Origin of the sequence: Streptomyces sp. NPDC037389, assembly GCF_040636475.1 — a bacterium.
Lineage (GTDB): Bacteria > Actinomycetota > Actinomycetes > Streptomycetales > Streptomycetaceae > Streptomyces > Streptomyces hesseae.
Genome location: NZ_JBEZUS010000005.1, coordinates 269515 through 288935, shown reverse-complemented (window position 1 = coordinate 288935; position 19421 = coordinate 269515). Strand labels below are relative to the sequence as shown.

Sequence of the window (19421 nt, the reverse complement as noted above, 5' to 3'; positions counted from 1 at the left end):
GCGAGTCAGGAATAGCGTCCAGCCCCCTGTCCCTCTCCCCACGCGAGGGGTTCCGTTGTTCGTTCTCCAGCTCGTGCTCCGCCGTGCCAGGAGGGGCGTACGACGTGTCGTACGCCCCCGCCGTAGCGTCCACGCGCCCGTCGGTACGCCCGCCGCGGGGGCCGTTGCCCCGCGCGACGCCTTCGCCGACCGGGTGCGCGGCGATCTGACCGCCCAGCTGCCGGACGAGGACCTCGGCCAGGACCTCGACGACTGCCTCGACCGGTACGTTCTCGGCAGCAAACCGCGCTGCGAGGAGGTCGAGTATCTGGAGCTGGTCCAGGACGCCATCGACCGGATCGAGCGCGGGCGTTGACCCACGGGCGCTGACACCGGGGCCGTACGCTTCCGTCCATGTGCGGAATCGTTGGCTATGTGGGAGGGCAGTGCGCCCTCGATGTCGTATTGGCGGGGCTGCGGCGGCTTGAGTACCGCGGCTATGACTCGGCCGGGGTGGCGGTCCTGGCCGACGGCGGGCTGGCCTCGGCGAAGAAGGCGGGCAAGCTCGCGAACCTGGAGAAGGAGCTGGCCGACCGCCCCCTCCCCTCCGGCTCGACCGGGATCGGCCACACGCGCTGGGCCACCCACGGCGGCCCCACCGACGCCAACGCCCACCCGCACCTGGACAACGCGGGCCGCGTCGCCGTCGTCCACAACGGCATCATCGAGAACTTCGCGGAGCTCCGGGCCGAGCTGGCCGAGCGCGGCCACGACCTCGGCTCCGAGACGGACACCGAGGTCGTCTCCCATCTGCTGGCGGAGACCTTCTCCTCCTGCGGCGACCTGGCCGAGTCCATGCGCCAGGTCTGCCGGCGGCTGGAGGGCGCCTTCACGCTCGTCGCCGTCCACGCCGACGACCCGGACGTGGTGGTGGGCGCCCGGCGCAACTCCCCGCTGGTGGTGGGCGTCGGCGACGGCGAGAACTTCCTCGCCTCCGACGTCTCCGCCTTCATCGCCCACACCCGGGAGGCGATCGAGCTCGGTCAGGACCAGGTCGTCGAGCTGCGCCGCGACGGCGTCCTCGTCACCGACTTCGACGGCGCCCCGGCCGACGGGAACACCCGCGCCTACCACGTCGACTGGGACGCCTCGGCCGCCGAGAAGGGCGGCTACGACTACTTCATGCTCAAGGAGATCGCCGAGCAGCCGAAGGCCGTCGCCGACACGCTGCTGGGCCGCATCGACGCCTCGGGCAGGCTCTCGCTCGACGAGGTCCGCATCCCCGCCTCCGTGCTGCGGGAGGTCGACAAGGTCGTCGTCGTGGCGTGCGGCACGGCGTACCACGCGGGTCTCATCGCCAAGTACGCCATCGAGCACTGGACCCGCATCCCCTGCGAGACGGAGCTGGCCAGCGAGTTCCGCTACCGCGACCCGATCCTCGACCAGCGCACGCTGGTGATCGCCATCAGCCAGTCCGGCGAGACCATGGACACCCTGATGGCCCTGCGGCACGCGCGCGAACAGGGCGCGAAGGTGCTCGCCATCTGCAACACCAACGGCTCGACGATCCCGAGGGAGTCGGACGCCGTCCTCTACACCCACGCCGGGCCGGAGGTCGCCGTCGCCTCGACGAAGGCCTTCCTGACCCAGCTCGTGGCCTGCTACCTGGTGGCGCTGTACCTCGGCCAGGTGCGGGGCACGAAGTGGGGCGACGAGATCCTCACCGTGATCCACGATCTGTCGGAGATCGCGGGCGAGGTGGAGGAGGTCCTGGAGACCATGGAGCCGGTCCGTGAGCTGGCCCGCTCCCTCGCCGACAAGAACACGGTCCTCTTCCTCGGCCGCCATGTGGGCTACCCCGTGGCCCTGGAGGGGGCGCTGAAGCTCAAGGAGCTCGCCTATATGCACGCCGAGGGCTTCGCGGCGGGCGAGCTCAAGCACGGCCCGATCGCGCTGATCGAGAAGGACGTCCCGGTCGTCGTGGTCGTCCCCTCGCCGCGCGGCCGGTCCGTCCTCCACGACAAGATCGTCTCCAATATCCAGGAGATCCGGGCCCGGGGCGCCCGCACGATCGTCATCGCCGAGCGCGGCGATACGGCCGTCCGGCCCTACGCGGACCACCTGATCGAGGTCCCGGCCACGCCGGTACTGCTCCAGCCGCTCGTCGCGACCGTCCCGCTCCAGGTCTTCGCCTGCGAGCTCGCCACCGCCCGCGGCAACGAGGTCGACCAGCCGCGCAACCTCGCGAAGTCGGTGACGGTCGAATGATCGTGGGAGTCGGGATCGACGTAGCGGAGATCGACCGCTTCGACGCCGCGCTCCAGCGGACGCCGGGAATGGCGGACCGCCTCTTCGTGGAGCGCGAGCTGTACCTGCCGAGCGGCGAACGGCGCGGCATCGCCTCGCTGGCGGCCCGCTTCGCCGCGAAGGAGGCTTTGGCCAAGGCTTTGGGGGCGCCCCCCGGGCTGCTCTGGACCGACGCCGAGGTCGTCACGGCGGCCAGCGGCCAGCCCTCCCTCGTCGTCACGGGCACGGTCGCGGCGCGGGCGGAGGCGATGGGGGTGCGCAGCTGGCACATCTCGCTGAGCCACGACGCGGGGGTGGCTTCCGCTGTGGTGATCGCGGAGAAGTGACGGCGGGGCCCGGCGACGGCCCGGGCTCCGCCTTCGGGGGCGTCCCCGCTCAGCGTGCGCCCGTGAGGTTGTACGGGCTGTCCAGGGTCAGGGTCATGGTGTATGAGGGCGAGCCGGTCGTACCGTCCTTGAACTGCCCGCTCAGCGTGTACGGACCCGTCCGCGTGGTGCCGCCGGGGCTGGTGTCGGTGTCCGTCGTGGTGCCCGAGCCCTGGACCGTGCCGTCCTGGAACAGCTGCGCGTCCATCGGCCCGAGCGTCTCGTTGAGCACACTGGCCACGCCGTTGAAGGCCGGGGTGTAGTTCACCTCGGTGACGGTGACGGTGATGCGTCCCGCCTCGTCGGGGCCCGGGCCGGAGGGATCGGACTGCTTCGCGATCGTCACGAAGCACTCGGGCTGCGCGCAGACGGCGCCGTTCAGCGTCCCGTTGTACATCCCGTTGATGTCGAAGGTCGTCGGAGCGGCGGGCGGCGGGTTCGAGGGGGTCGACGGTTCGGGCGCCTGCGGGTTCCCCGGCGCGGGGTTGCCGGGCTGTTGCGGGGCCGGGGCGGCAGGCGGATGCGCCGGCGTCGGCGGGTGGGTGCGGTTCCAGAGGTAGACCGCCCCGCCGGCGAGCGCCAGGATGATCACACCGCCCGTGATCAGCGAACCGAGGCCGAGCCCCGCGATGCCGCCCACGCCCTCGGCGACGGCCGCGCCGCCCACGGCCTCGCCTGCCGCGACCGCCTCACCGGCGGCGATCCCTTCACCTACGGCGACGCCCTCGCCCACGGCCACGCCTTCGCCCACCGCCACGCCTTCACCCACGGCGGCGCCCTCACCGAGGGCGGCTCCTTCGCCCACGGCGGCGCCCTCGCCGGCTGCCGCACTCGGGGTGGCCGCGCCCGGTGCGACCGTCGCCGCGTCGGCACTGGCTGCGGGGGCCGCCGTCGCCACGCGTGCGGCGGTGCCCAGGGTCCCGACCTTGGTGGCGTTGTCCTGCAGGAACCGCGTGATCGCCCCGGGAGACCACTTCATGACGTTGGCGAGAAAGTCCTTGAACCCGGCGGCACCGGCGTCCAGGGCGGCATGGAGCTCGGCCTGCAGGCGGGGGAACGTTTCACGAAGCATTTCGCAGTGTTCCTCGACGGTCTCCTCCAGGGTGCTGCCGTAGTAGTCGCCGAGTTGCATGGCGCCGGTGCGGAGACCTTCTTCCATCTCCAACAGGCCTTTTCCGATGATCCTCACGTTGTTCTGCTGCCTCGATACGAAAGCCTCGAAGGCGGCTTGCAGGGCCTGTTCCTCTTCCGGCGTGACGGCCATGGCTCAGCCCTCCGCTGATCCGGCAGCCCGGTCCGTCGGCGGCTCCTGGTCCAGGAACGAGCCCATGGTGTGGAGCCGGATGCCGTCGTACCAGTACCAGGTCGCGCTGGAGAGATCGAGAAGGAGGGCGCCGCTGTCACGCATGACGAGCCCGGCGCGGAACGCCTGGCGGCGGAACGAGTCGAAGTCGATGCGTCGTGCCTGGAGGTCGTCCAGGAGTTGTCGATACGTATCAAGGGAGGCCTTGAGCTGCGACAACAGCTCCATCCCGATGGCCTGCTCGGATTCTGCCGACTCCTGCAGGCGATGCCCGTCCACCCAGACGGGCCAGCCGCCCGAAGCGCACGCGACGCGGGCCCAGCCGCTGGGCGCCCGCTCGATGACCTGCACACGTGTGCCGGGATCCAGGCGGCCGTCGGGCTGCTTCATTGCGTCGGGCGTCCGCCAGAACTCCAGGCCCGTTCCGGGCACCGAGTGAGTCGGAGCGAACGGCTCTTTCGCCGAGCCGTGCGCGTTACCTGCCGGTACCTGCCACTGGGGCCTTGTCTCGTCCGGACGGTCCATGCCTGACCCCTTTCAGGGCCCCGTCTCTCAGTCTCGCACCTTGGGGGAGGCGGTGGTAGCCCCGGTATCCGGGCAGGTCAGCGGCCCTTCGGGCCCGACGGGCACTTTGATGGTGGATATTGAGGGCAAGCTGTCGCATCCGGCGACACGGGGTTCCGGCGGGGCAGGGCGCGGTGTGAACGACCCTCTGTGAGGGGACGGTTCACCATTGCCCTGTCGGTGAGCGGCGGTACCGTTCTTGTGTCGTGTCAGAACGGAGCTCTGTATGCCCCCGCACAGTGACGACCACACCGGCGCGCGCATCGCGCGTGCGCGCAAGGTACGCCGCCTGACCCAGAGGGAGTTGTCGGAACTCTCCCACGTCTCCTACAGCGCGCTGACCAAGGTCGAGCAGGGCGCCCTGCCCGCGAGCCCCTCCGTCACCGGGGCCCTGGCCCGCGCGCTCTCGGTGCCCGTCACCGAACTCACCGGACAGCCCTACCTCGACGAACTCCGGGCGGACCAGCTGGACGGGCTGATCCAGCCGATCCGCGAGGCGCTGAACATCTACGACCTCGGGGTGGACCCGGATGTGACGCCCCGCCCCGTGGAGGAGCTGGAAGCGCACGCCGAGGAGCTGTGCGCCATGGTCCGCGCGACGCGCATCAAGCAGGTCGCCACGGACCTCCCCGGCCTGATCCACGAAGCCACCACTGCCGCGCACGCGACGCCCAAGGACCGCAACTGGCGTGTCCTCGCCAGCGCGTACCGCACGGCTTACGACGTGACCACGAAGCTGGGCTTCTCCGACCTCTGCACGGTCGCGCTGGATCGCATGGACTGGGCCGCACAGCGTGCCTCGGATCCGGTGCTGTGCGGGATGCGCCAGTATCTGCGGGCCCTGGCCTACCTTCGAGCCAGCGATTACCGCACGGGAAAGCGGCTCGTGGCGCTGGGGATGTCCACCTTGGCGCAGGCCGAGCCGGGCCGCGTCCGTGATGTCGTCACCGGACAGCTGCACCTGGGCGCCGCGGTCCTGGCGGGCCGTGACAAGGACGAGGCCGCCGCCGACGGCCACCTCGCCGAGGCGCGACGGATCGCCGAACGCACGGGCGCCGCGGAGAAGGTGCACTGGCTGTCCTTCGGGCCGACGAACGTCGTCGCCCACCACGTGAGCGTCCTCGCCGAGCTCGACCGCTACCCCGAGGCGGTGCGGGCCGCCGAGGAGGACCTGCTCCCCGACCACTGGCCGCCCTCCCGCCGGGCTCACCACTACACCGAGGTCGCCCGTGCCGAGATGTGGACCGGCCGCACGGACGCGGCCTTCAAGAACCTGCAGCTGGCCCGCAAGGTGGCACCGCAGCAGACGCGTTACCACCCGACCGTCCGGGAGACCTTCGCCGGACTGGAGTCGGCGAAGCGGCGCATGCCCGAAAGTTTCAGCAACTACGGGGCCTGGCTGGGGAGGTAACGCACGGCAAGGTGCTGGCCGGGGCTATCAGTGACCTCTGATAGTTCCGGCCTTGTGGTGTCGGCAGGCTGTGATGGTCGGAAGACCCCCGCGACCGTGCGACCGGCCCGGGGGCATGGCCAACGCCGAAGAGGAGCGCTGACGATGCGCAACACTATCCGCCGCCTGGTCCGGTGGGCGAGAGCCCGTTTCGACGGCTCCCGCCCACCGGTGCCGCCCAGCCCCCGGCAGGGGACCTGCCCCCCGGCGGGGCCCCCGTACCGCGTCGTGATCACCGCGCACGGCATCGACCTCGTGGCGGTGGAACGATGACCGCCCCCGTCGAGACCTACCTCCTGTCCGCCCCCGTCGCTCCCGGCACGGCACGGCTGGCCCGGGAGTTCGTGACAGCCTCGCTCGTCGCGGCCGGCCGCTGGCCGCTGATCGAGAACGCCCAGATCTGCGTCTCCGACGCCGTCGCCAATGTCGTACGGCACGCGCGCGTGCCCGAGCTCGTCGTCCAGGTGTCCGTCCACCCCGGCCGGGTGGTCGTGGCCGTGCGGGACGACGACCCCGGGCGGCCCCCGTGGCCGCGGCAGCCGTACGCGGGCGGGGGGGATGCCAAGGGGCTGGCGCTGTTGCGCCGCCTGGCGCACGCGTCCGGGGTGACGTGGGTGTGGGACGAGCTCAGGCCCGTGGGCAAGCAGGTGTGGTTCGAGCTGCGGGAGGACGATCCGGCGCCTGTGCCCGCCGCAGACAGCGGGAATCCGCAGCCGGCGGTGGTGCAGGCTTAAGGAAAGCGCTGAGTTGTGGGCCCGGCCCGGACGTGCACCCCCGTGGCTCGTCCGGGCCGGGATCCGGCCTCGCTCGTGCTGTGATCTTGGTACCTCAAGTCGGCTTGAGGTCAAGGGTGTCGGACCTCACACCCGCAGCTCCGGCGGGAACCCCGTCCATCGCAGGTCCTCTGGCAAGTGGCTCATGTCGTTGTGGATCAGGACCGTCGACGGGCGGTCCGGGGCGTAGCGGATCACCGTCAGCGACGCGTTGCCCTGGTTCATGCCCATCCAGCGCCAGTCCGGGGCGTCGTGCGCGGCGCGGACGAACCAGGCCACGAGGAAGTTGTGGGTGACCACGAGTTCGCGGCGCGGCTCGTCGCCCTCCACCGGGCCCGTGAATTCCGCCAGCGCCTCGCGGGCCAGGGCCGGGCCCCGCCGCAGCTCCTCCTCCGTGAAGTCCGCGAAGCGGCTGAGCAGGGTGTCCGCGAACTTCGGCGGCAGCTCGTCCCGTTGCGGCACGTACGGGACGTGCTCCCCCGCCCTCTCCGTGCTCCGCAGCGGGACGCCGTCGAGCTGCCCGGCGATCAGTTCGGCCGTCTGCCGGGCGCGGGGGAGGGGGCTGTGGTGGATCGCGGTGAGCGGGGCGGTGGCGAGGCGTTTGCCGAGGTGTTCCGCCTGGCGGCGGCCCGCCTCGGTCAAGGCGCTCTGGTCCGGCACCGCCTCGCCGTGCCGGGCCAGGTAGAGGTATCGCGCAGCCATGGCCATGGGAAAACTCCTCGTGGCGATGTCGGTGATCTTCCGCTGCCGAGGTGGACGCGGGGGCCTTCTCTCCGGTTCCCGGCAGGATGAGAGTAGGCGAGTTGACTCTCCAGCGACGGGAGACACCACGGTGGCGGGCATGGACGACGACACCACCCTCTACTCCATCGGCGAACTGGCCCGGCTGACCGGTCTGCCGGTCAAGACCATCCGGTTCTGGTCCGACACGGGTGTGGTGCCGCCGACCGACCGCACACCCGCGGGCTACCGGCTCTACGGACCGGACGCCCTGGCCCGGCTCGGCCTCGTCCGCACGCTGCGCGAACTCGGCGTCGGGCTCTCCGCCGTCCGGCGCGTGCTGGGGCGGGAGGTCTCCGTGGCCCGGATCGCGGCCGTGCACGCCGATGCCCTGGACCGGCAGATCCGCACCCTGCGGATGCACCGGGCCGTGCTGCGAGCCGTGGCCGTACGCGGGTCGACACCCGAGGAGCTGGAAACCATGCACAAACTCGCCCAACTGTCCGAGCGGGAACGACGCCGTCTGATCGGCGACTTCATCGACAACGCCTTCGAGGGCATCGACGTCGGCCCGGACTTCCTGGCCATGCTGCGCGACGCGATGCCGATGCTGCCGGACGACCCCGCGCCGGAGCAGGTCGACGCCTGGATCGAGCTGGCCGGGCTCGTCCAGGACGACGGATTCCGTGCCGCCATGCGCAGGGCGGCGGCCGACCAGGTGCGGGCCCGTGACGAGGCCGGGGAGCTGGACCCGCACGCGGGATGGCAGCTCGCCGAGCTGATCCGGACGCGTACCGACGCGGCCCGGGAGGCCGGGACCGAGCCCGGCTCGCCCGCCGCGCGGCCGGTCGTCGACGAGCTGACGCGGGCCTGCGCGGAGCAGGCCGGCCGGGCGGACGGGCCCGGGTTCCGGGCCTGGCTGCTGGAGCGGCTGGAGATCGGTGACGAGTCCGGCTACGAGCGGTACTGGCAGCTCGTCTCCGCGATCAACGGCTGGCCCGGGCCGCGGATGGGCCCGGCCGTGAAGTGGCTGATCGCCGCGCTGCGGGCGTACGACGTGCGGTAGCGCGTTCAACCGGCCGTTCCCCCGTCCCCACCCCGGCCCCTGGCGTATCGTCAGGTGCTCGTCAGGCCAGGGGTGGAGGCGGAGGGGGCGGTTCGGGCGTGCACCCGGTGAGGGAACGCATCGCGGCGGTGTTCGGGCGGAGTCAGGGGAGCGGTTACCTCCTGACACCGGACCTGATCCTGACCGCCGCGCATGTGGTCGCGGACTGCGACGCCCCCATGGTCGTCGTGCCCGGCGGCGTCGGCAGGGTGCGCTGCCGGGTGGTGTGGGCGCGGGACGACCGGCGGCGCTGCGACGTGGCGCTGCTGGTGGCCGAGCGCGACGTCGTGACGGAACAGGCGCTCCCGGACTTCGAGCCGCTGGTCTGGGGGCGTTCGTACGATCTGCGGGTCTGGCCGGGGGCGCAGGCCATCGGCTATCCGCAGGTCCAGCGGGACGGGGCGGACGCGCTCGACACCGAGCAGATCGTGGGCACGCTGAAGCCCGGGAGCAATCTCCTCAGCGGGCGGTACGTCCTCGACAGCGACCACGGCGCTCCGGCGCCGCCCGGCGACGGCGGCTCGCCCTGGGCCGGGATGTCGGGCGCCGCCGTGTTCGTGGACGGGGCGCTCGCCGGGGTCGTCTGCGCCGACCCCGCCGGCTGGCGGCACGGGCGGCTGACGGTGACGCCGTCCGAGACGCTCTGGCAGGAGTTCCGTTTCCTCCAGGAGTGCCTGATCGCCGGGCACAAGCCCACATCACGTTCGCTCGCCTCGCCCCGGCAGCTGGAGACCGAGGCGTTCGAGCGCCGGCTGCGGGACTACATCGTCGGCAAGTCCGGCGAGCTGACCATCATCGGGCTGACGCTGGGCGACGGGGAGGCGGAGACGTGGCCGCTCGACGCGGCGTACCTCAGCCTGGAGCTGACCGGCGCCTCCCGTGACGCCGAGGGCGGGCCCCTGCCCTCCCCGCGGCGGGCGGAGGAGGCGCTGGCCGGGCACAAACGGGTGCTGCTGCGGGGCGCCGCCGGGTCCGGGAAGACGACGCTGTCGCAGTGGCTGGCCACGATCACCGCGCGCGGCGACCTGCCGCCCGGCCTGGGCCACCTGAGCGGCTGCGTACCGCTGACGCTGCCCCTGCGCACCCTCATCCGCAGGGGCGAGCTGCCCCGCCCGGAGGACTTCCTGGCCGCCGTGGCCGCGCCGCTCGCGGGGCTGCCCGCGGCGCGCGGCTGGGTGACCCGGCGGCTGGCCGAGGGCACGGCGCTGCTGCTGATCGACGGCGTGGACGAGGTCCCCGAGGCGGACCGGCGCCGCACCCTGGCCTGGGTGAAGGACCTCCTGGCCGCCTACCCCGAGGCGCGCTACGTGATCACGACCCGCCCTTCGGCGGTCCGCGAGGGCTGGCTCGCGGACGCGGGCTTCGTGGAGCTGGAACTGCTCCCGATGAGCCGCGCCGACGTCCTGGCCTTCATCGAACGGTGGCACAACGCGGCCGGCCAGCGCGAGGACGAGCGGTTACGGGTGTTCGGCGAGTCGCTGAGCGCCGCCGTGGTCGCCAAACGGGACCTCGGCCGGCTGGCCACCAACCCGCTGATGTGCGCGATGATCTGCGCCCTCAACCGCTCCCGGCGCGGCCATCTGCCGCACGGCCGCATGGAGCTCTACCGCGCCGCCCTGGACCTGCTGCTGATCCGGCGGGACCGCGAGCGCGAGATCACGGTCGGCCTGGAGGGACCGGAACTGGAACAGGCGCAGACCGCGCTCCTCCAGAAGATCGCCTACTGGCTGATCAGGAACGGCCGTTCGGAGATCGAGTGGCACAAGGCGGTGGAGATCCTCGAACGCGCCCTGCCCGCGATGCCGGCCGTGGCCGCGCGCGGCAGCGCGGAGGAGATCCTGCGCCACCTGGTCGTCCGCAGCGGTGTGCTGCGACAGCCGACCAGCGGGACGCTGGACTTCATCCACCGCACGTTCCAGGACTACCTGGGCGCCCGGGCCGCCGTCGACGACTGGGACTTCGACCTGCTCGTCAACCACGCCCACGACGATCAGTGGGAGGACGTCCTGCGCATGGCGGTCGGCCACGCCCCGCCGCGCGCCCGGGCGGAGCTGCTGGGGATGCTGCTGGAGCGGGGCGACAAGGAGGAGCTCCACCGGCGCCGGCTCCACCTGCTGGCCGCGGCCTGCCTGGAGCAGGCCACCGAGGTCGACCCGGAGACGCGGACCCGGGTAGAGAAGGCGGCGGCGGAGCTGGTGCCGCCACGCACCGTGGCGGCCGCGAAGGCGCTCGCCGAGGCGGGCAGCGCCGTACTGGACCTGCTGCCGGGGCCGGTGGGCCTGCCGGACGAGGTGGCGTACGCGGTGGTCGTGACGGCCACGGTGGTCGGCGACGACCGGGCCATCCCCCTGCTGGCCCGCTACGCGGCGCATCCGTCGCTGGCGGTGCGGGCGCAGCTGGCGTGGGCGTGGGACCGGTTCGACACGGACCACTACGCGGACATGGTGATCGGGCGACTGCTGTACGAGGACCTGGGGGAGGGGGAGCTCATGTTCGTGGTGAAGTCGGACGACCATATCGACGCGTTCCTGCGGTTGGGGGGCCGGCCCAAGGTGCAGATCAGCGGTTCGGTCAGCGTCGAGGCCGTCGAGCGGCTGAGCGGTTCTGTGGGGCCGACGCCCGACATCTATGAGGGGCTGCTCCCACGCGTCACCCCGCCGCGACGTCCAGCCACACCCGCCGCAGCTCCTCCGCCACGGCCAGCGAGGTGATCGGCGCGTTCCCCAGCTCCCGCGCCGCCAGGCCATGGAGGTACGCCCCCACCGAGGCCGCGTCGCGGGTGCTCAGGCCGGCCGCGAGGAGGGAGCCGGTCAGGCCGGACAGGACGTCCCCGCTGCCGGCGGTGGCCAGCCACGGCGTGCCCGTCGGGTTGACCCGCACGGCGTGGGTGCGGTCGGCGACGAGTGTGGTCGAGCCCTTGAGCAGGGCCGTCGCCCCGAAGCGGTCCGCCAGCGCCCGTACCGACGACAGGCGGGACGTCTCGACCTCCTCCCGGGACAGGCCGAGCAGCGCCGCCGCCTCTCCCGCGTGCGGGGTCAGCAGGGTTTCCGCCGAGCGCGCGCGGACGGCCTGTGGGTCGAGCAGCCGCAGGCCGTCGGCGTCCACGAGGACCGGCACGTCGGACGTCAGGACGTCCACCAGCGCCTGGCGCGCCTCGGGGCCGTCCCCGAGGCCCGGGCCGATGACCCAGGCCTGCACCCGCCCGGCCTTCGCGGGCGGGCCCGTCGTCACCAGCGTCTCCGGGAAGCGGGCGATCACGGCGTCGGCCGCCGGTCCCGCGTAGCGCACGGCGCCCGCGCCGCCGGCGAGCGCGCCCGCCACGGCGAGCACGGCCGCGCCCGGGTAGCGGGCCGATCCAGCCACGATTCCCACGACGCCGCGGCGGTATTTGTCGCTCGCCGCCTCGGGGCGGGGGAGCAGACCGGCCACGTCCGCGTGCTGGAGGGCCTCGGCGTCCGGCTCGGCCGGCAGCCATGGGCCCAGGCCGATGTCGACCGGGCGCAGCGCGCCCGCGTGCTCGCGGGCGGGGTCGATGAGCAGGCCCGGCTTGTACGTGCCGAAGGTGACGGTCGCGTCGGCGCGCACCGCCGCGCCCGGGACCTCGCCGGTGTCGGCGTCGACGCCGCTCGGCAGGTCGACGGCGACGATCAGGGCGCCCTCGGCCGCCGCGACGAGCTCCTGGGCGGGCTCCCGCAGGGCGCCCTTGCCGCCGATGCCGACGATGCCGTCGACGACGAGGTCGGCGCGGCGGACGGCCCGTACGCCGGCTTCTCCATCGGCTCCGTCGGCCGTGGTCACCCGGCCGCCGGCGCTCCGGAGCGCCCGCAGGCCGCCGGCGTGGGCGCGGTCGGGGGTGAGCAGCACGGCCGTCACCCCGGCGCCGCGGCGGGCCAGGCGGGCGCCGGCGTAGAGGGCGTCGCCGCCGTTGTCGCCGCTGCCGACGAGCAGGGCGACGCGGGCGCCGTAGACGCGGCGGCCCAGGAGGTCGGCGCAGGCGGCCGCCAGGCCCGCCGCCGCGCGCTGCATGAGCGCGCCTTCCGGGAGCTCGGCCATGAGGGCGCACTCGGCGGCCCGTACGGTGTCCACGCTGTGGGCAGTCCTCATGGGGGTCAGCCTGCCATGCGCGCGGCGGCGGGGCGCCCGTTTCGCGTGCGGGCGCGACTGCCCGTGAACCGGTCGGCGCCCACACCGCGGCCCTGGCCTGAGAGACTGGCTGCGATGACTGAGACACCGATGCGCGCCCGAGCCGTGGTCGACCTGGCCGCCCTGCGGGCCAACGTACGCGCTCTGCGCGCCCGCGCCCCCCGGGCGCAGCTGATGGCCGTCGTCAAGGCGAACGCCTACGGCCACGGCGCGGTGCCCTGCGCCAGGGCAGCCCGTCAGGCCGGAGCCGAGTGGCTCGGCACGGCCACCCCGCACGAGGCGCTCGCCCTGCGTGCCGCCGGTGACACCGGCCGGCTGATGTGCTGGCTGTGGACGCCCGGCGACCCGTGGCGGGAGGCCCTGGAGGCCGACATCGACGTCTCCGTCAGCGGCCTGTGGGCGCTGGAGGAGGTCACCGCCGCCGCCCGCGCGAGCGGCCGCGTCGCCCGCGTCCAGCTGAAGATCGACACCGGTCTCGGCCGCAACGGCTGCCAGCCGGGCGACTGGGAGAAGCTCGTCGCCGCCGCGCGCGACGCCGAGACGGCCGTGCTGATCAAGGTCACCGGCATCTGGTCGCACTTCGCCTGCGCCGACGAGCCGGGCCACCCCTCCATCAGGGCCCAGCTGAACGTCTTCAAGGACGCCATCGCCTACGCGGAGGCCCAGGGCCTGACCCCCGAGGTCCGGCACATCGCCAACTCCCCGGCCACCCTCACCCTCCCCGAGGCCCACTTCGACCTCGTCCGTACCGGCGTCGCGATGTACGGGATATCCCCGAGCCCCGAGCTGGGCACCCCCGAGGAGCTGGGGATCCGGCCGGTGATGACCCTCTCCGCGTCCCTCGCCTCGGTGAAGCGGGTGCCGGGCGGGCACGGCGTGTCGTACGGCCACCTGTACACCACCCCGGGTGAGACGACTCTCGCGCTCGTCCCCGTCGGCTACGCGGACGGCATCCCGCGCGCCGCTTCCGGCACCGGTCCGGTGCTGGTGGGCGGCAAGTGGCGCACGGTGGCCGGGCGGGTCGCGATGGACCAGTTCGTGGTCGACCTGGGCGGCGACAGCGCGGCCCCCGGCGACGAGGCGGTGCTTTTCGGCCCCGGCGACGATGGCGAGCCGACCGCCGAGGACTGGGCGCGGGCGACCGGAACCATCGCCTATGAAGTCGTCACGCGCATCTCCGCGCGTGTGCCGCGCGTCTATGTCGGAGACAACGACGTCGAGGACACGTTCGAGGACACGGGGGCCTGACATGAGCGAGGGCGGCGGCGACAGTACGGGCACGGTGGCGGCGGGGGCCGTGGAGGTCCTGGGCGGCGCCGCCTGGCGGCGGGGAGCGGGCATCGCGGGCGCGGCCGTCGGGGTCGTCGCCGCCGGAGCCGCGGTCGGGGTCGCCGTGGAACGGCTGACCGTCGGGCGCGGCATGCGCCGCAAGGCGCGGCTGGCCCTCGACTCGGCCGGCCCGTACGGGACGCTGCGCGGCACCCCGGGCACGGCCCTCGCCGAGGACGGCACCGAGATCTATTACGAGGTCGACGAGCCGGAAGCCGAGCCCGGCCGGGCCAAGGGCTTCTTCGGGCGCCGCCCGGAACCGCCGCTCACCGTCGTCTTCAGCCACGGCTACTGCCTCAGCCAGGACTCCTGGCACTTCCAGCGCGCCGCCCTGCGCGCCGCCGGTGTGCGCGCCGTCTACTGGGACCAGCGCAGCCACGGCCGCTCCGCGCGCGGCAAGGGCCAGCGCGAGGCGGGCGAGCCGGTCAGCATCGACCTCCTCGGCCGCGATCTGAAGGCCGTCGTCGACGCCGCCGCCCCCGAGGGGCCGCTGGTGCTCGTGGGGCACTCGATGGGTGGCATGACCACGATGGCCCTCGCCGCCCACTACCCGGAGCTGATCGCCGAGCGCGTGGTCGCCGGCGCGTTCATCGGCACGTCCTCGGGCCGGATGGGCGAGGTGACGTACGGCCTGCCGCCGATGGGGATGAACGTGCTGCGGCGGACGGTCCTGCCGGGCGCGTTCAGACTGATGCTGACCCAGACCGACCTGGTGGAGAAGGGGCGGCGCGCGGCCGCCGAGCTCATCGGCGGGATCATCAAGCGCTACTCGTTCGGGGCGCGGGACGTCGACCCCGCGGTGGCGCGGTTCGCCGAGCGGCTGATCGAGGCGACGCCGGTGGACGTGGTCGCCGAGTTCTATCCGGCCTTCGCGGAGCACGAGAAGGTGGCGGCGCTGGCGGCGTTCGCGGGGCGGCCGGTGCTGGTCCTGGCGGGCGAGAAGGACATGGTCACGCCGAGCGACCACAGCCGGGCCATCGGGGAGGCGCTCCCGGAGGCGGAGCTGGTGATCGTGCCGGGGGCGGGGCATCTGGTGATGCTGGAAGTTTCCGAACTGGTGTCGGGCCACCTCATGCGGTTGGTGGGCGATCGTTCCGCAGAGCGGAACGGGTGGGCGCCGACCGCCCACCGGGCCGCACCCGAGTAAACGACCCGCGCCCCGCACGGTGGCCAGGGCGGGGTGGCCGACGCCGTCGTTCCGGCGTTGTGCCCACCCTCCCCCGGCTACCGCCGGGAGGTGCCCCCAGCCCCGCGGAACGATTGCCCACAACGCGCGGCGGCTACCATCGGCGTACATGAGCACCCCGCAGGACACCTCCGCGCCGAACGCCGCACGTCTCACCGTCAAGTCCGCCGACGACATGCGGGAGTTGGGCCGCCGGCTCGCCGCACTGCTGCGGCCCGGTGATCTCGTGCTGCTCTCCGGGGAGCTGGGCGCCGGCAAGACGACGCTGACGCGGGGGCTCGGCGCGGGGCTCGGTGTGCGCGGTGCCGTCACGTCCCCGACCTTCGTCATCGCCCGGGTGCACCCGCCGCTGGGCGACGGCCCCGCCCTCGTTCACGTCGACGCCTACCGGCTGTCCGGCGGGCTGGACGAGATGGAGGACCTGGACCTCGACGTCTCGCTGCCGGAGTCGGTGATCGTCGTGGAGTGGGGCGACGGCAAGGTCGAGGAGCTGTCCGAGGACCGTCTGCGGGTCGTGATCGAGCGCGCGGTGGGCGCGGACGCCCCGGCCGAGGGCGACGAGGACGCCGACGACGTACGCAGCGTGACCGTCACCGGCGTCGGTGCCCGCTGGGCGGGCGTGGACCTCGCGCCTCTGGGGTGGTGACGGAGCTCGTTCCGACAAGCCGTCGGCAAGATGTTGCGCGCGCGACACCGGGCGTGGTCACATGGAGGGCAGGAGGGTCGGTTAGGTCTACCTAAGTAGAAGGTGACCGCGGCGCCTCCGACCGGCCCGAGCCGCCCCAGGAGGCATTCATGTCGGCCCACGAGCCCGAGCCCACGCCCACCGCCGCCGAGGAGCGCCCCCGCCCCCTGTCGGTGCGCGACCTCCTGGCGTACTGTGCCGCCGCCGACGCCGTCTCCACGCCCCCGAAGGCGCCGGAGCCCGCCACCGGGCACGCGGACGACGACGAGGGCGGCGCCGCGCGCGACGCCGCCTGAAAGACCTACGGAACGACCTGGGCTAGGGAACGACCTGGGCTACGGAACGACGACGACCGGCGTGTTGTTCACCGCGAACTCCCACATCGCCCGCCCGTCGGCCGGCTGCTCGCGGATCCCGCCCGTCTTCTTCGTGACGTCCGGCTTGGGCGAGGAGCCGTCCACGGCCGCGCTGAAGCCGAAGACGACCCCGGCGGCGTCCCGGTGGAAGCGCACCACGTGCTCGATGGGGATGCCGTCCGAGCCGGTGACCGTGGGCGCGCGCGAAGTGACCGCGTAGCTGCCCGGGGGCGGGCTCACGGTGCTGGGCGCCACCTCGAACGTACGGGTGGCCTTGCCGTCCGAGCCGACCAGCCACACCCGCTTCTGCGCGAGCCCGTAGATGACGCGCAGGCCGGTGCCGGAGTTCTCCGGGATCGCGTTCGGCGCCTTGCCCTGCTCCTGCCCGGTGGCGCCGACGGCCTTGTCCTTGCCCTGCTCCCCGCCCTTCGCCTTGCCGGCGGCCTTGCCCGAGGCGTGCGTGGCGGGGTGATCGGGGGCGGCCTCCGCCTGGACGGCCAGGAAGCCGACCCCGGCCAGGGCCGCCGCGGTGAGCGTGGCCACGATGATCCCCGAGCTGCTACGTGCCACGCTGCGCACCTTTCGTCCCGCGTGCTGCTGTGCTGCTGTGTGCTGTCGCCGCTGTCCCGCCGTCGTCCCGGCGCCGGCGTGCCGGCCCGTGCGGAGCGGCCGTACCGCGGCTTCGTACGGCCATGCGGCTGACCGTAGCACCCGCCCGTGCCCCCGCCGCGCCCCCGGCTTGGGGCCCATGCGCGCGCCGCCCGCCCCATGGTGCGCCGTAGGCTTGTCACGTGCTGCTGCTCGCTCTGGATACCGCCACCCCCGCCGTCACCGTCGCCCTCCACGACGGCGAGTCCGTCGTCGCCGAGTCGACCCAGGTGGACGCCCGTCGGCACGGGGAGCTGCTGCTGCCCGCCGTCGACCGGGTCCTCCGCGAGGCGGGCACCAAGCTCGACGCCGTCACCGGGATCGTCGTGGGCGTCGGCCCCGGCCCGTACACCGGTCTGCGCGTCGGCATCGTCACGGCCGCCACCTTCGGCGCCACCCTGTCCGTTCCCGTCCACGGTCTGTGCACGCTGGACGGCATCGCGTACGCCGCCGGGCAGCAGGGGCTCACGGGCGAGTTCGTCGTGGCGACGGACGCCCGCCGCAAGGAGGTCTACTGGGCGCGCTACGCCGACGCCCGGACCCGGATCACCGAGCCCGCCGTGGACCGTCCCGCCGAGCTCACCGAGAGACTCGCGGGCCTGACCGCCGTCGGCGCGGGCGCGGTGCTCTACCGGGACGCCTTCTCGGACGTGCGCGAGGAGCTGCCGCAGCACCAGTCGGCGGCCTCGCTGGCGGCGCTGGCCGCCGAGAAGCTCCGCACGGGCGGGGAGTTCCTGCCGGACCAGCCGCTGTACCTGCGCCGTCCCGACGCCCAGGTGCCGGCCAACTACAAGGTGGTCACGCCGCAGTGACCGGGCCAGCCGAAGCGGCCGCCGCCGCAGCAGCCGCCACCATCCGCGTCCGCGAGATGCGCTGGTGGGACATCGCGCCCGTGCTGGAGCTGGAGCGTGCGCTGTTCCCGCACGACGCCTGGTCCAAGGGCCTGTTCTGGTCGGAGCTCGCCCACGCGCGCGGGGCGAACGCCAACCGCCGCTACGTCGTCGCGGAGGCCGTCGACGAGGCCGGGGCGGCCAGGGTCGTCGGCTACGCGGGCCTCGCCGCCGTCGACGGCACCGGCGACGTGCAGACCATCGCCGTGTCCAAGGAGTACTGGAGCACCGGCCTCGGCGCCCGCCTGCTGACCGAGCTCCTCACCACCGCGAACGCCTTCGAGTGCCGTGAGGTGCTGCTCGAGGTGCGCGTCGACAACACCCGCGCCCAGCGCCTCTACGAACGCTTCGGCTTCGAGCCCTTGGGCGTGCGCCGCGGCTACTACCAGCCCGGCAACATCGACGCGCTCGTGATGCGCCTCTCCGATCCCCTGTCCGCAGTGCAAGGAATGTCCCATGGCTCGCAAGACTGACGAACCCCTCGTCCTCGGCATCGAAACCTCGTGCGACGAGACCGGCGTCGGTATCGTCCGCGGCCACACGCTGCTCGCCGACGCGGTCGCGTCCAGCGTCGACGAGCACGCCCGCTTCGGCGGTGTCGTCCCCGAGGTCGCCAGCCGGGCGCACCTGGAGGCGATGGTCCCGACCATCCAGCGCGCGCTGAAGGAAGCGGGCGTCAGCGCGAAGGACCTCGACGGCATCGCGGTCACCGCCGGCCCCGGCCTCGCGGGCGCCCTGCTCGTTGGCGTCTCCGCGGCGAAGGCGTACGCCTACGCCCTGGGCAAGCCCCTCTACGGCGTCAACCACCTCGCCTCGCACATCTGCGTGGACCAGCTGGAGCACGGCGCCCTGCCCGAGCCCACGATGGCCCTGCTGGTGAGCGGCGGCCACTCGTCCCTGCTGCTGGCGCCCGACATCACCTCGGACGTCCGGCCGCTCGGCTCGACCATCGACGACGCGGCGGGCGAGGCCTTCGACAAGATCGCCCGGGTGCTGCACCTGGGCTTCCCCGGCGGCCCGGTCATCGACCGCTACGCCCGCGAGGGCAACCCCGACGCCATCCGCTTCCCGCGCGGCCTGACCGGCCCCCGCGACCCCGTGTACGACTTCTCCTTCTCCGGCCTGAAGACCGCCGTAGCCCGCTGGATCGAGGCCAAGCGCGCGGCCGGCGAGAACGTGCCGGTCGCGGACGTCGCGGCCTCCTTCCAGGAGGCGGTCGTCGACGTCCTGACCCGCAAGGCCGTCCGCGCCTGCAAGGACCACGGCGTGGACCACCTGATGATCGGCGGCGGCGTCGCCGCCAACACCCGCCTGCGCGCCATGGCCCAGCGCCGCTGCGAGGACGCCGGCATCACCCTGCGTGTGCCGCGGCCGAAGCTGTGCACCGACAACGGCGCGATGGTGGCGGCGCTGGGCGCCGAGATGGTCGCCCGGGGCCGCGCCGCCTCGTCGTGGGACCTGTCGGCGGACTCGTCGCTGCCGGTGACGGAGACGCACGTGCCGGGCGAGGACGGCCACGACCACGAGCATGACCACGAGCACGGCCATGGTCATGGGCACGCGCATGACCACGACCACGTCCACGAGCTGAGCAAGCAGAACCTCTACGAGTGAGGGC

The 19421-nt window shown here is 73.4% G+C and carries 20 protein-coding genes; 15 read left to right on the top strand and 5 right to left on the bottom strand.

Annotation, left to right across the window (positions count from 1 at the left end; translation table 11 throughout):
- Positions 1 to 55 precede the first annotated feature (55 nt).
- Genes AB0E98_RS13440 through AB0E98_RS13430 form a run of 3 tightly spaced genes read left to right on the top strand, consistent with a single transcriptional unit; the run spans position 56 to position 2612 of the window.
- Positions 56 to 355: a hypothetical protein gene (locus AB0E98_RS13440; RefSeq protein WP_361701865.1), complete on the top strand. Its 300-nt coding sequence runs from the start codon at positions 56 to 58 to the stop codon at positions 353 to 355.
- A gap of 38 nt (positions 356 to 393) precedes the next feature.
- The gene (gene glmS, locus AB0E98_RS13435; RefSeq protein WP_361701863.1) at positions 394 to 2247 is read left to right on the top strand and encodes a glutamine--fructose-6-phosphate transaminase (isomerizing); all 1854 of its coding nucleotides are present in this window, start codon (positions 394 to 396) and stop codon (positions 2245 to 2247) included.
- Entirely contained in the window at positions 2244 to 2612 is a 369-nt protein-coding gene (locus AB0E98_RS13430) for a holo-ACP synthase (protein ID WP_361701862.1), read from the top strand. The genes glmS and AB0E98_RS13430 overlap by 4 nt, the downstream gene beginning before the upstream one ends.
- Positions 2613 to 2661: 49 nt before the next feature.
- Here the strand turns inward: AB0E98_RS13430 and AB0E98_RS13425 are convergent, their stop codons facing one another.
- Both AB0E98_RS13425 and AB0E98_RS13420 read right to left on the bottom strand, forming a co-directional pair.
- Positions 2662 to 3915 carry a hypothetical protein gene (locus AB0E98_RS13425; protein WP_361701860.1) on the bottom strand — a complete coding sequence of 418 codons (1254 nt, stop codon included), beginning with the start codon at positions 3913 to 3915 and terminating at the stop codon, positions 2662 to 2664.
- 3 nt (positions 3916 to 3918) lie between these two features.
- A complete protein-coding gene (locus AB0E98_RS13420; protein WP_361701858.1) occupies positions 3919 to 4344 on the bottom strand; it encodes a hypothetical protein in 426 nt (141 codons plus the stop codon).
- A gap of 400 nt (positions 4345 to 4744) precedes the next feature.
- Between AB0E98_RS13420 and AB0E98_RS13415 the strand changes: the two genes are divergently transcribed.
- From AB0E98_RS13415 to AB0E98_RS13405, 3 genes are all read left to right on the top strand, one after another.
- The gene (locus AB0E98_RS13415) at positions 4745 to 5929 is read left to right on the top strand and encodes a helix-turn-helix transcriptional regulator (RefSeq protein WP_361701856.1); all 1185 of its coding nucleotides are present in this window, start codon (positions 4745 to 4747) and stop codon (positions 5927 to 5929) included.
- A 144-nt stretch (positions 5930 to 6073) separates the two neighbouring features.
- Complete coding sequence (locus tag AB0E98_RS13410; protein ID WP_361701855.1) at positions 6074 to 6241, top strand: hypothetical protein; 168 nt, start codon at positions 6074 to 6076, stop codon at positions 6239 to 6241.
- Positions 6238 to 6702, top strand: a complete 465-nt coding sequence (locus AB0E98_RS13405; RefSeq protein ID WP_361701854.1) for an ATP-binding protein — start codon at positions 6238 to 6240, stop codon at positions 6700 to 6702. Before AB0E98_RS13410 ends, AB0E98_RS13405 begins: the two co-directional genes overlap by 4 nt.
- A 126-nt stretch (positions 6703 to 6828) precedes the next feature.
- Here AB0E98_RS13405 and AB0E98_RS13400 read toward each other — a convergent pair whose 3' ends face one another.
- Positions 6829 to 7449 (bottom strand): histidine phosphatase family protein, encoded by a 621-nt coding sequence (locus tag AB0E98_RS13400; protein WP_361701853.1) that lies wholly within the window; start codon positions 7447 to 7449, stop codon positions 6829 to 6831.
- A gap of 133 nt (positions 7450 to 7582) precedes the next feature.
- Between AB0E98_RS13400 and AB0E98_RS13395 the strand changes: the two genes are divergently transcribed.
- Together AB0E98_RS13395 and AB0E98_RS13390 are read left to right on the top strand one after the other, a co-directional pair.
- Positions 7583 to 8527: a MerR family transcriptional regulator gene (locus AB0E98_RS13395; RefSeq protein WP_361701851.1), complete on the top strand. Its 945-nt coding sequence runs from the start codon at positions 7583 to 7585 to the stop codon at positions 8525 to 8527.
- 107 nt (positions 8528 to 8634) lie between these two features.
- Entirely contained in the window at positions 8635 to 11277 is a 2643-nt protein-coding gene (locus AB0E98_RS13390; protein WP_361701850.1) for an NACHT domain-containing protein, read from the top strand.
- Here AB0E98_RS13390 and AB0E98_RS13385 read toward each other — a convergent pair.
- The gene (locus AB0E98_RS13385) at positions 11216 to 12670 is read right to left on the bottom strand and encodes an NAD(P)H-hydrate dehydratase (protein WP_361701849.1); all 1455 of its coding nucleotides are present in this window, start codon (positions 12668 to 12670) and stop codon (positions 11216 to 11218) included. The two genes, AB0E98_RS13390 and AB0E98_RS13385, sit on opposite strands and share 62 nt — an antisense overlap.
- Positions 12671 to 12784: 114 nt before the next feature.
- On the opposite strand from AB0E98_RS13385, the gene alr reads away from it, so the two are divergent.
- The 4 genes from alr to AB0E98_RS13365 all read left to right on the top strand — a co-directional run bounded on the left by alr (position 12785) and on the right by AB0E98_RS13365 (position 16205).
- Entirely contained in the window at positions 12785 to 13957 is a 1173-nt protein-coding gene (gene alr, locus AB0E98_RS13380; RefSeq protein ID WP_361701847.1) for an alanine racemase, read from the top strand.
- A gap of 1 nt (position 13958) precedes the next feature.
- Entirely contained in the window at positions 13959 to 15185 is a 1227-nt protein-coding gene (locus AB0E98_RS13375) for an alpha/beta hydrolase (RefSeq protein WP_361701846.1), read from the top strand.
- Between the two features lie 148 nt (positions 15186 to 15333).
- Entirely contained in the window at positions 15334 to 15870 is a 537-nt protein-coding gene (tsaE, locus tag AB0E98_RS13370) for a tRNA (adenosine(37)-N6)-threonylcarbamoyltransferase complex ATPase subunit type 1 TsaE (RefSeq protein ID WP_361701845.1), read from the top strand.
- Between the two features lie 149 nt (positions 15871 to 16019).
- Positions 16020 to 16205: a hypothetical protein gene (locus AB0E98_RS13365; RefSeq protein WP_361701843.1), complete on the top strand. Its 186-nt coding sequence runs from the start codon at positions 16020 to 16022 to the stop codon at positions 16203 to 16205.
- A gap of 39 nt (positions 16206 to 16244) precedes the next feature.
- Here the strand turns inward: AB0E98_RS13365 and AB0E98_RS13360 are convergent, their stop codons facing one another.
- Positions 16245 to 16835, bottom strand: a complete 591-nt coding sequence (locus AB0E98_RS13360; protein ID WP_361701841.1) for a hypothetical protein — start codon at positions 16833 to 16835, stop codon at positions 16245 to 16247.
- A 221-nt stretch (positions 16836 to 17056) separates the two neighbouring features.
- Between AB0E98_RS13360 and tsaB the strand changes: the two genes are divergently transcribed.
- From tsaB to tsaD, 3 genes are read left to right on the top strand one after another with little or no spacing between them, the layout of a single operon-like run.
- Positions 17057 to 17725: a tRNA (adenosine(37)-N6)-threonylcarbamoyltransferase complex dimerization subunit type 1 TsaB gene (gene tsaB / locus AB0E98_RS13355; RefSeq protein ID WP_361701839.1), complete on the top strand. Its 669-nt coding sequence runs from the start codon at positions 17057 to 17059 to the stop codon at positions 17723 to 17725.
- Between the two features lie 56 nt (positions 17726 to 17781).
- Positions 17782 to 18276 (top strand): ribosomal protein S18-alanine N-acetyltransferase, encoded by a 495-nt coding sequence (rimI, locus tag AB0E98_RS13350; protein ID WP_361702123.1) that lies wholly within the window; start codon positions 17782 to 17784, stop codon positions 18274 to 18276.
- Complete coding sequence (gene tsaD, locus AB0E98_RS13345) at positions 18260 to 19417, top strand: tRNA (adenosine(37)-N6)-threonylcarbamoyltransferase complex transferase subunit TsaD (protein ID WP_361701838.1); 1158 nt, start codon at positions 18260 to 18262, stop codon at positions 19415 to 19417. The genes rimI and tsaD overlap by 17 nt, the downstream gene beginning before the upstream one ends.
- Positions 19418 to 19421: the final 4 nt, after the last annotated feature.

Excerpts from the sequence above, each read along its gene's own strand:
- glmS (WP_361701863.1), top strand. The coding sequence starts at position 394 with ATGTGCGGAATCGTTGGCTATGTGGGAGGGCAGTGCGCCCTCGATGTC.
- AB0E98_RS13430 (WP_361701862.1), top strand. The coding sequence starts at position 2,244 with ATGATCGTGGGAGTCGGGATCGACGTAGCGGAGATCGACCGCTTCGAC.
- AB0E98_RS13425 (WP_361701860.1), bottom strand. The coding sequence starts at position 3,915 with ATGGCCGTCACGCCGGAAGAGGAACAGGCCCTGCAAGCCGCCTTCGAG.
- AB0E98_RS13420 (WP_361701858.1), bottom strand. The coding sequence starts at position 4,344 with ATGAAGCAGCCCGACGGCCGCCTGGATCCCGGCACACGTGTGCAGGTC.
- AB0E98_RS13415 (WP_361701856.1), top strand. The coding sequence starts at position 4,745 with ATGCCCCCGCACAGTGACGACCACACCGGCGCGCGCATCGCGCGTGCG.
- AB0E98_RS13410 (WP_361701855.1), top strand. The coding sequence starts at position 6,074 with ATGCGCAACACTATCCGCCGCCTGGTCCGGTGGGCGAGAGCCCGTTTC.
- AB0E98_RS13405 (WP_361701854.1), top strand. The coding sequence starts at position 6,238 with ATGACCGCCCCCGTCGAGACCTACCTCCTGTCCGCCCCCGTCGCTCCC.
- AB0E98_RS13400 (WP_361701853.1), bottom strand. The coding sequence starts at position 7,449 with ATGGCCATGGCTGCGCGATACCTCTACCTGGCCCGGCACGGCGAGGCG.
- AB0E98_RS13395 (WP_361701851.1), top strand. The coding sequence starts at position 7,583 with ATGGACGACGACACCACCCTCTACTCCATCGGCGAACTGGCCCGGCTG.
- AB0E98_RS13385 (WP_361701849.1), bottom strand. The coding sequence starts at position 12,670 with ATGAGGACTGCCCACAGCGTGGACACCGTACGGGCCGCCGAGTGCGCC.
- alr (WP_361701847.1), top strand. The coding sequence starts at position 12,785 with ATGACTGAGACACCGATGCGCGCCCGAGCCGTGGTCGACCTGGCCGCC.
- AB0E98_RS13375 (WP_361701846.1), top strand. The coding sequence starts at position 13,959 with ATGAGCGAGGGCGGCGGCGACAGTACGGGCACGGTGGCGGCGGGGGCC.
- tsaE (WP_361701845.1), top strand. The coding sequence starts at position 15,334 with ATGAGCACCCCGCAGGACACCTCCGCGCCGAACGCCGCACGTCTCACC.
- AB0E98_RS13365 (WP_361701843.1), top strand. The coding sequence starts at position 16,020 with ATGTCGGCCCACGAGCCCGAGCCCACGCCCACCGCCGCCGAGGAGCGC.
- rimI (WP_361702123.1), top strand. The coding sequence starts at position 17,782 with ATGCGCTGGTGGGACATCGCGCCCGTGCTGGAGCTGGAGCGTGCGCTG.
- tsaD (WP_361701838.1), top strand. The coding sequence starts at position 18,260 with ATGGCTCGCAAGACTGACGAACCCCTCGTCCTCGGCATCGAAACCTCG.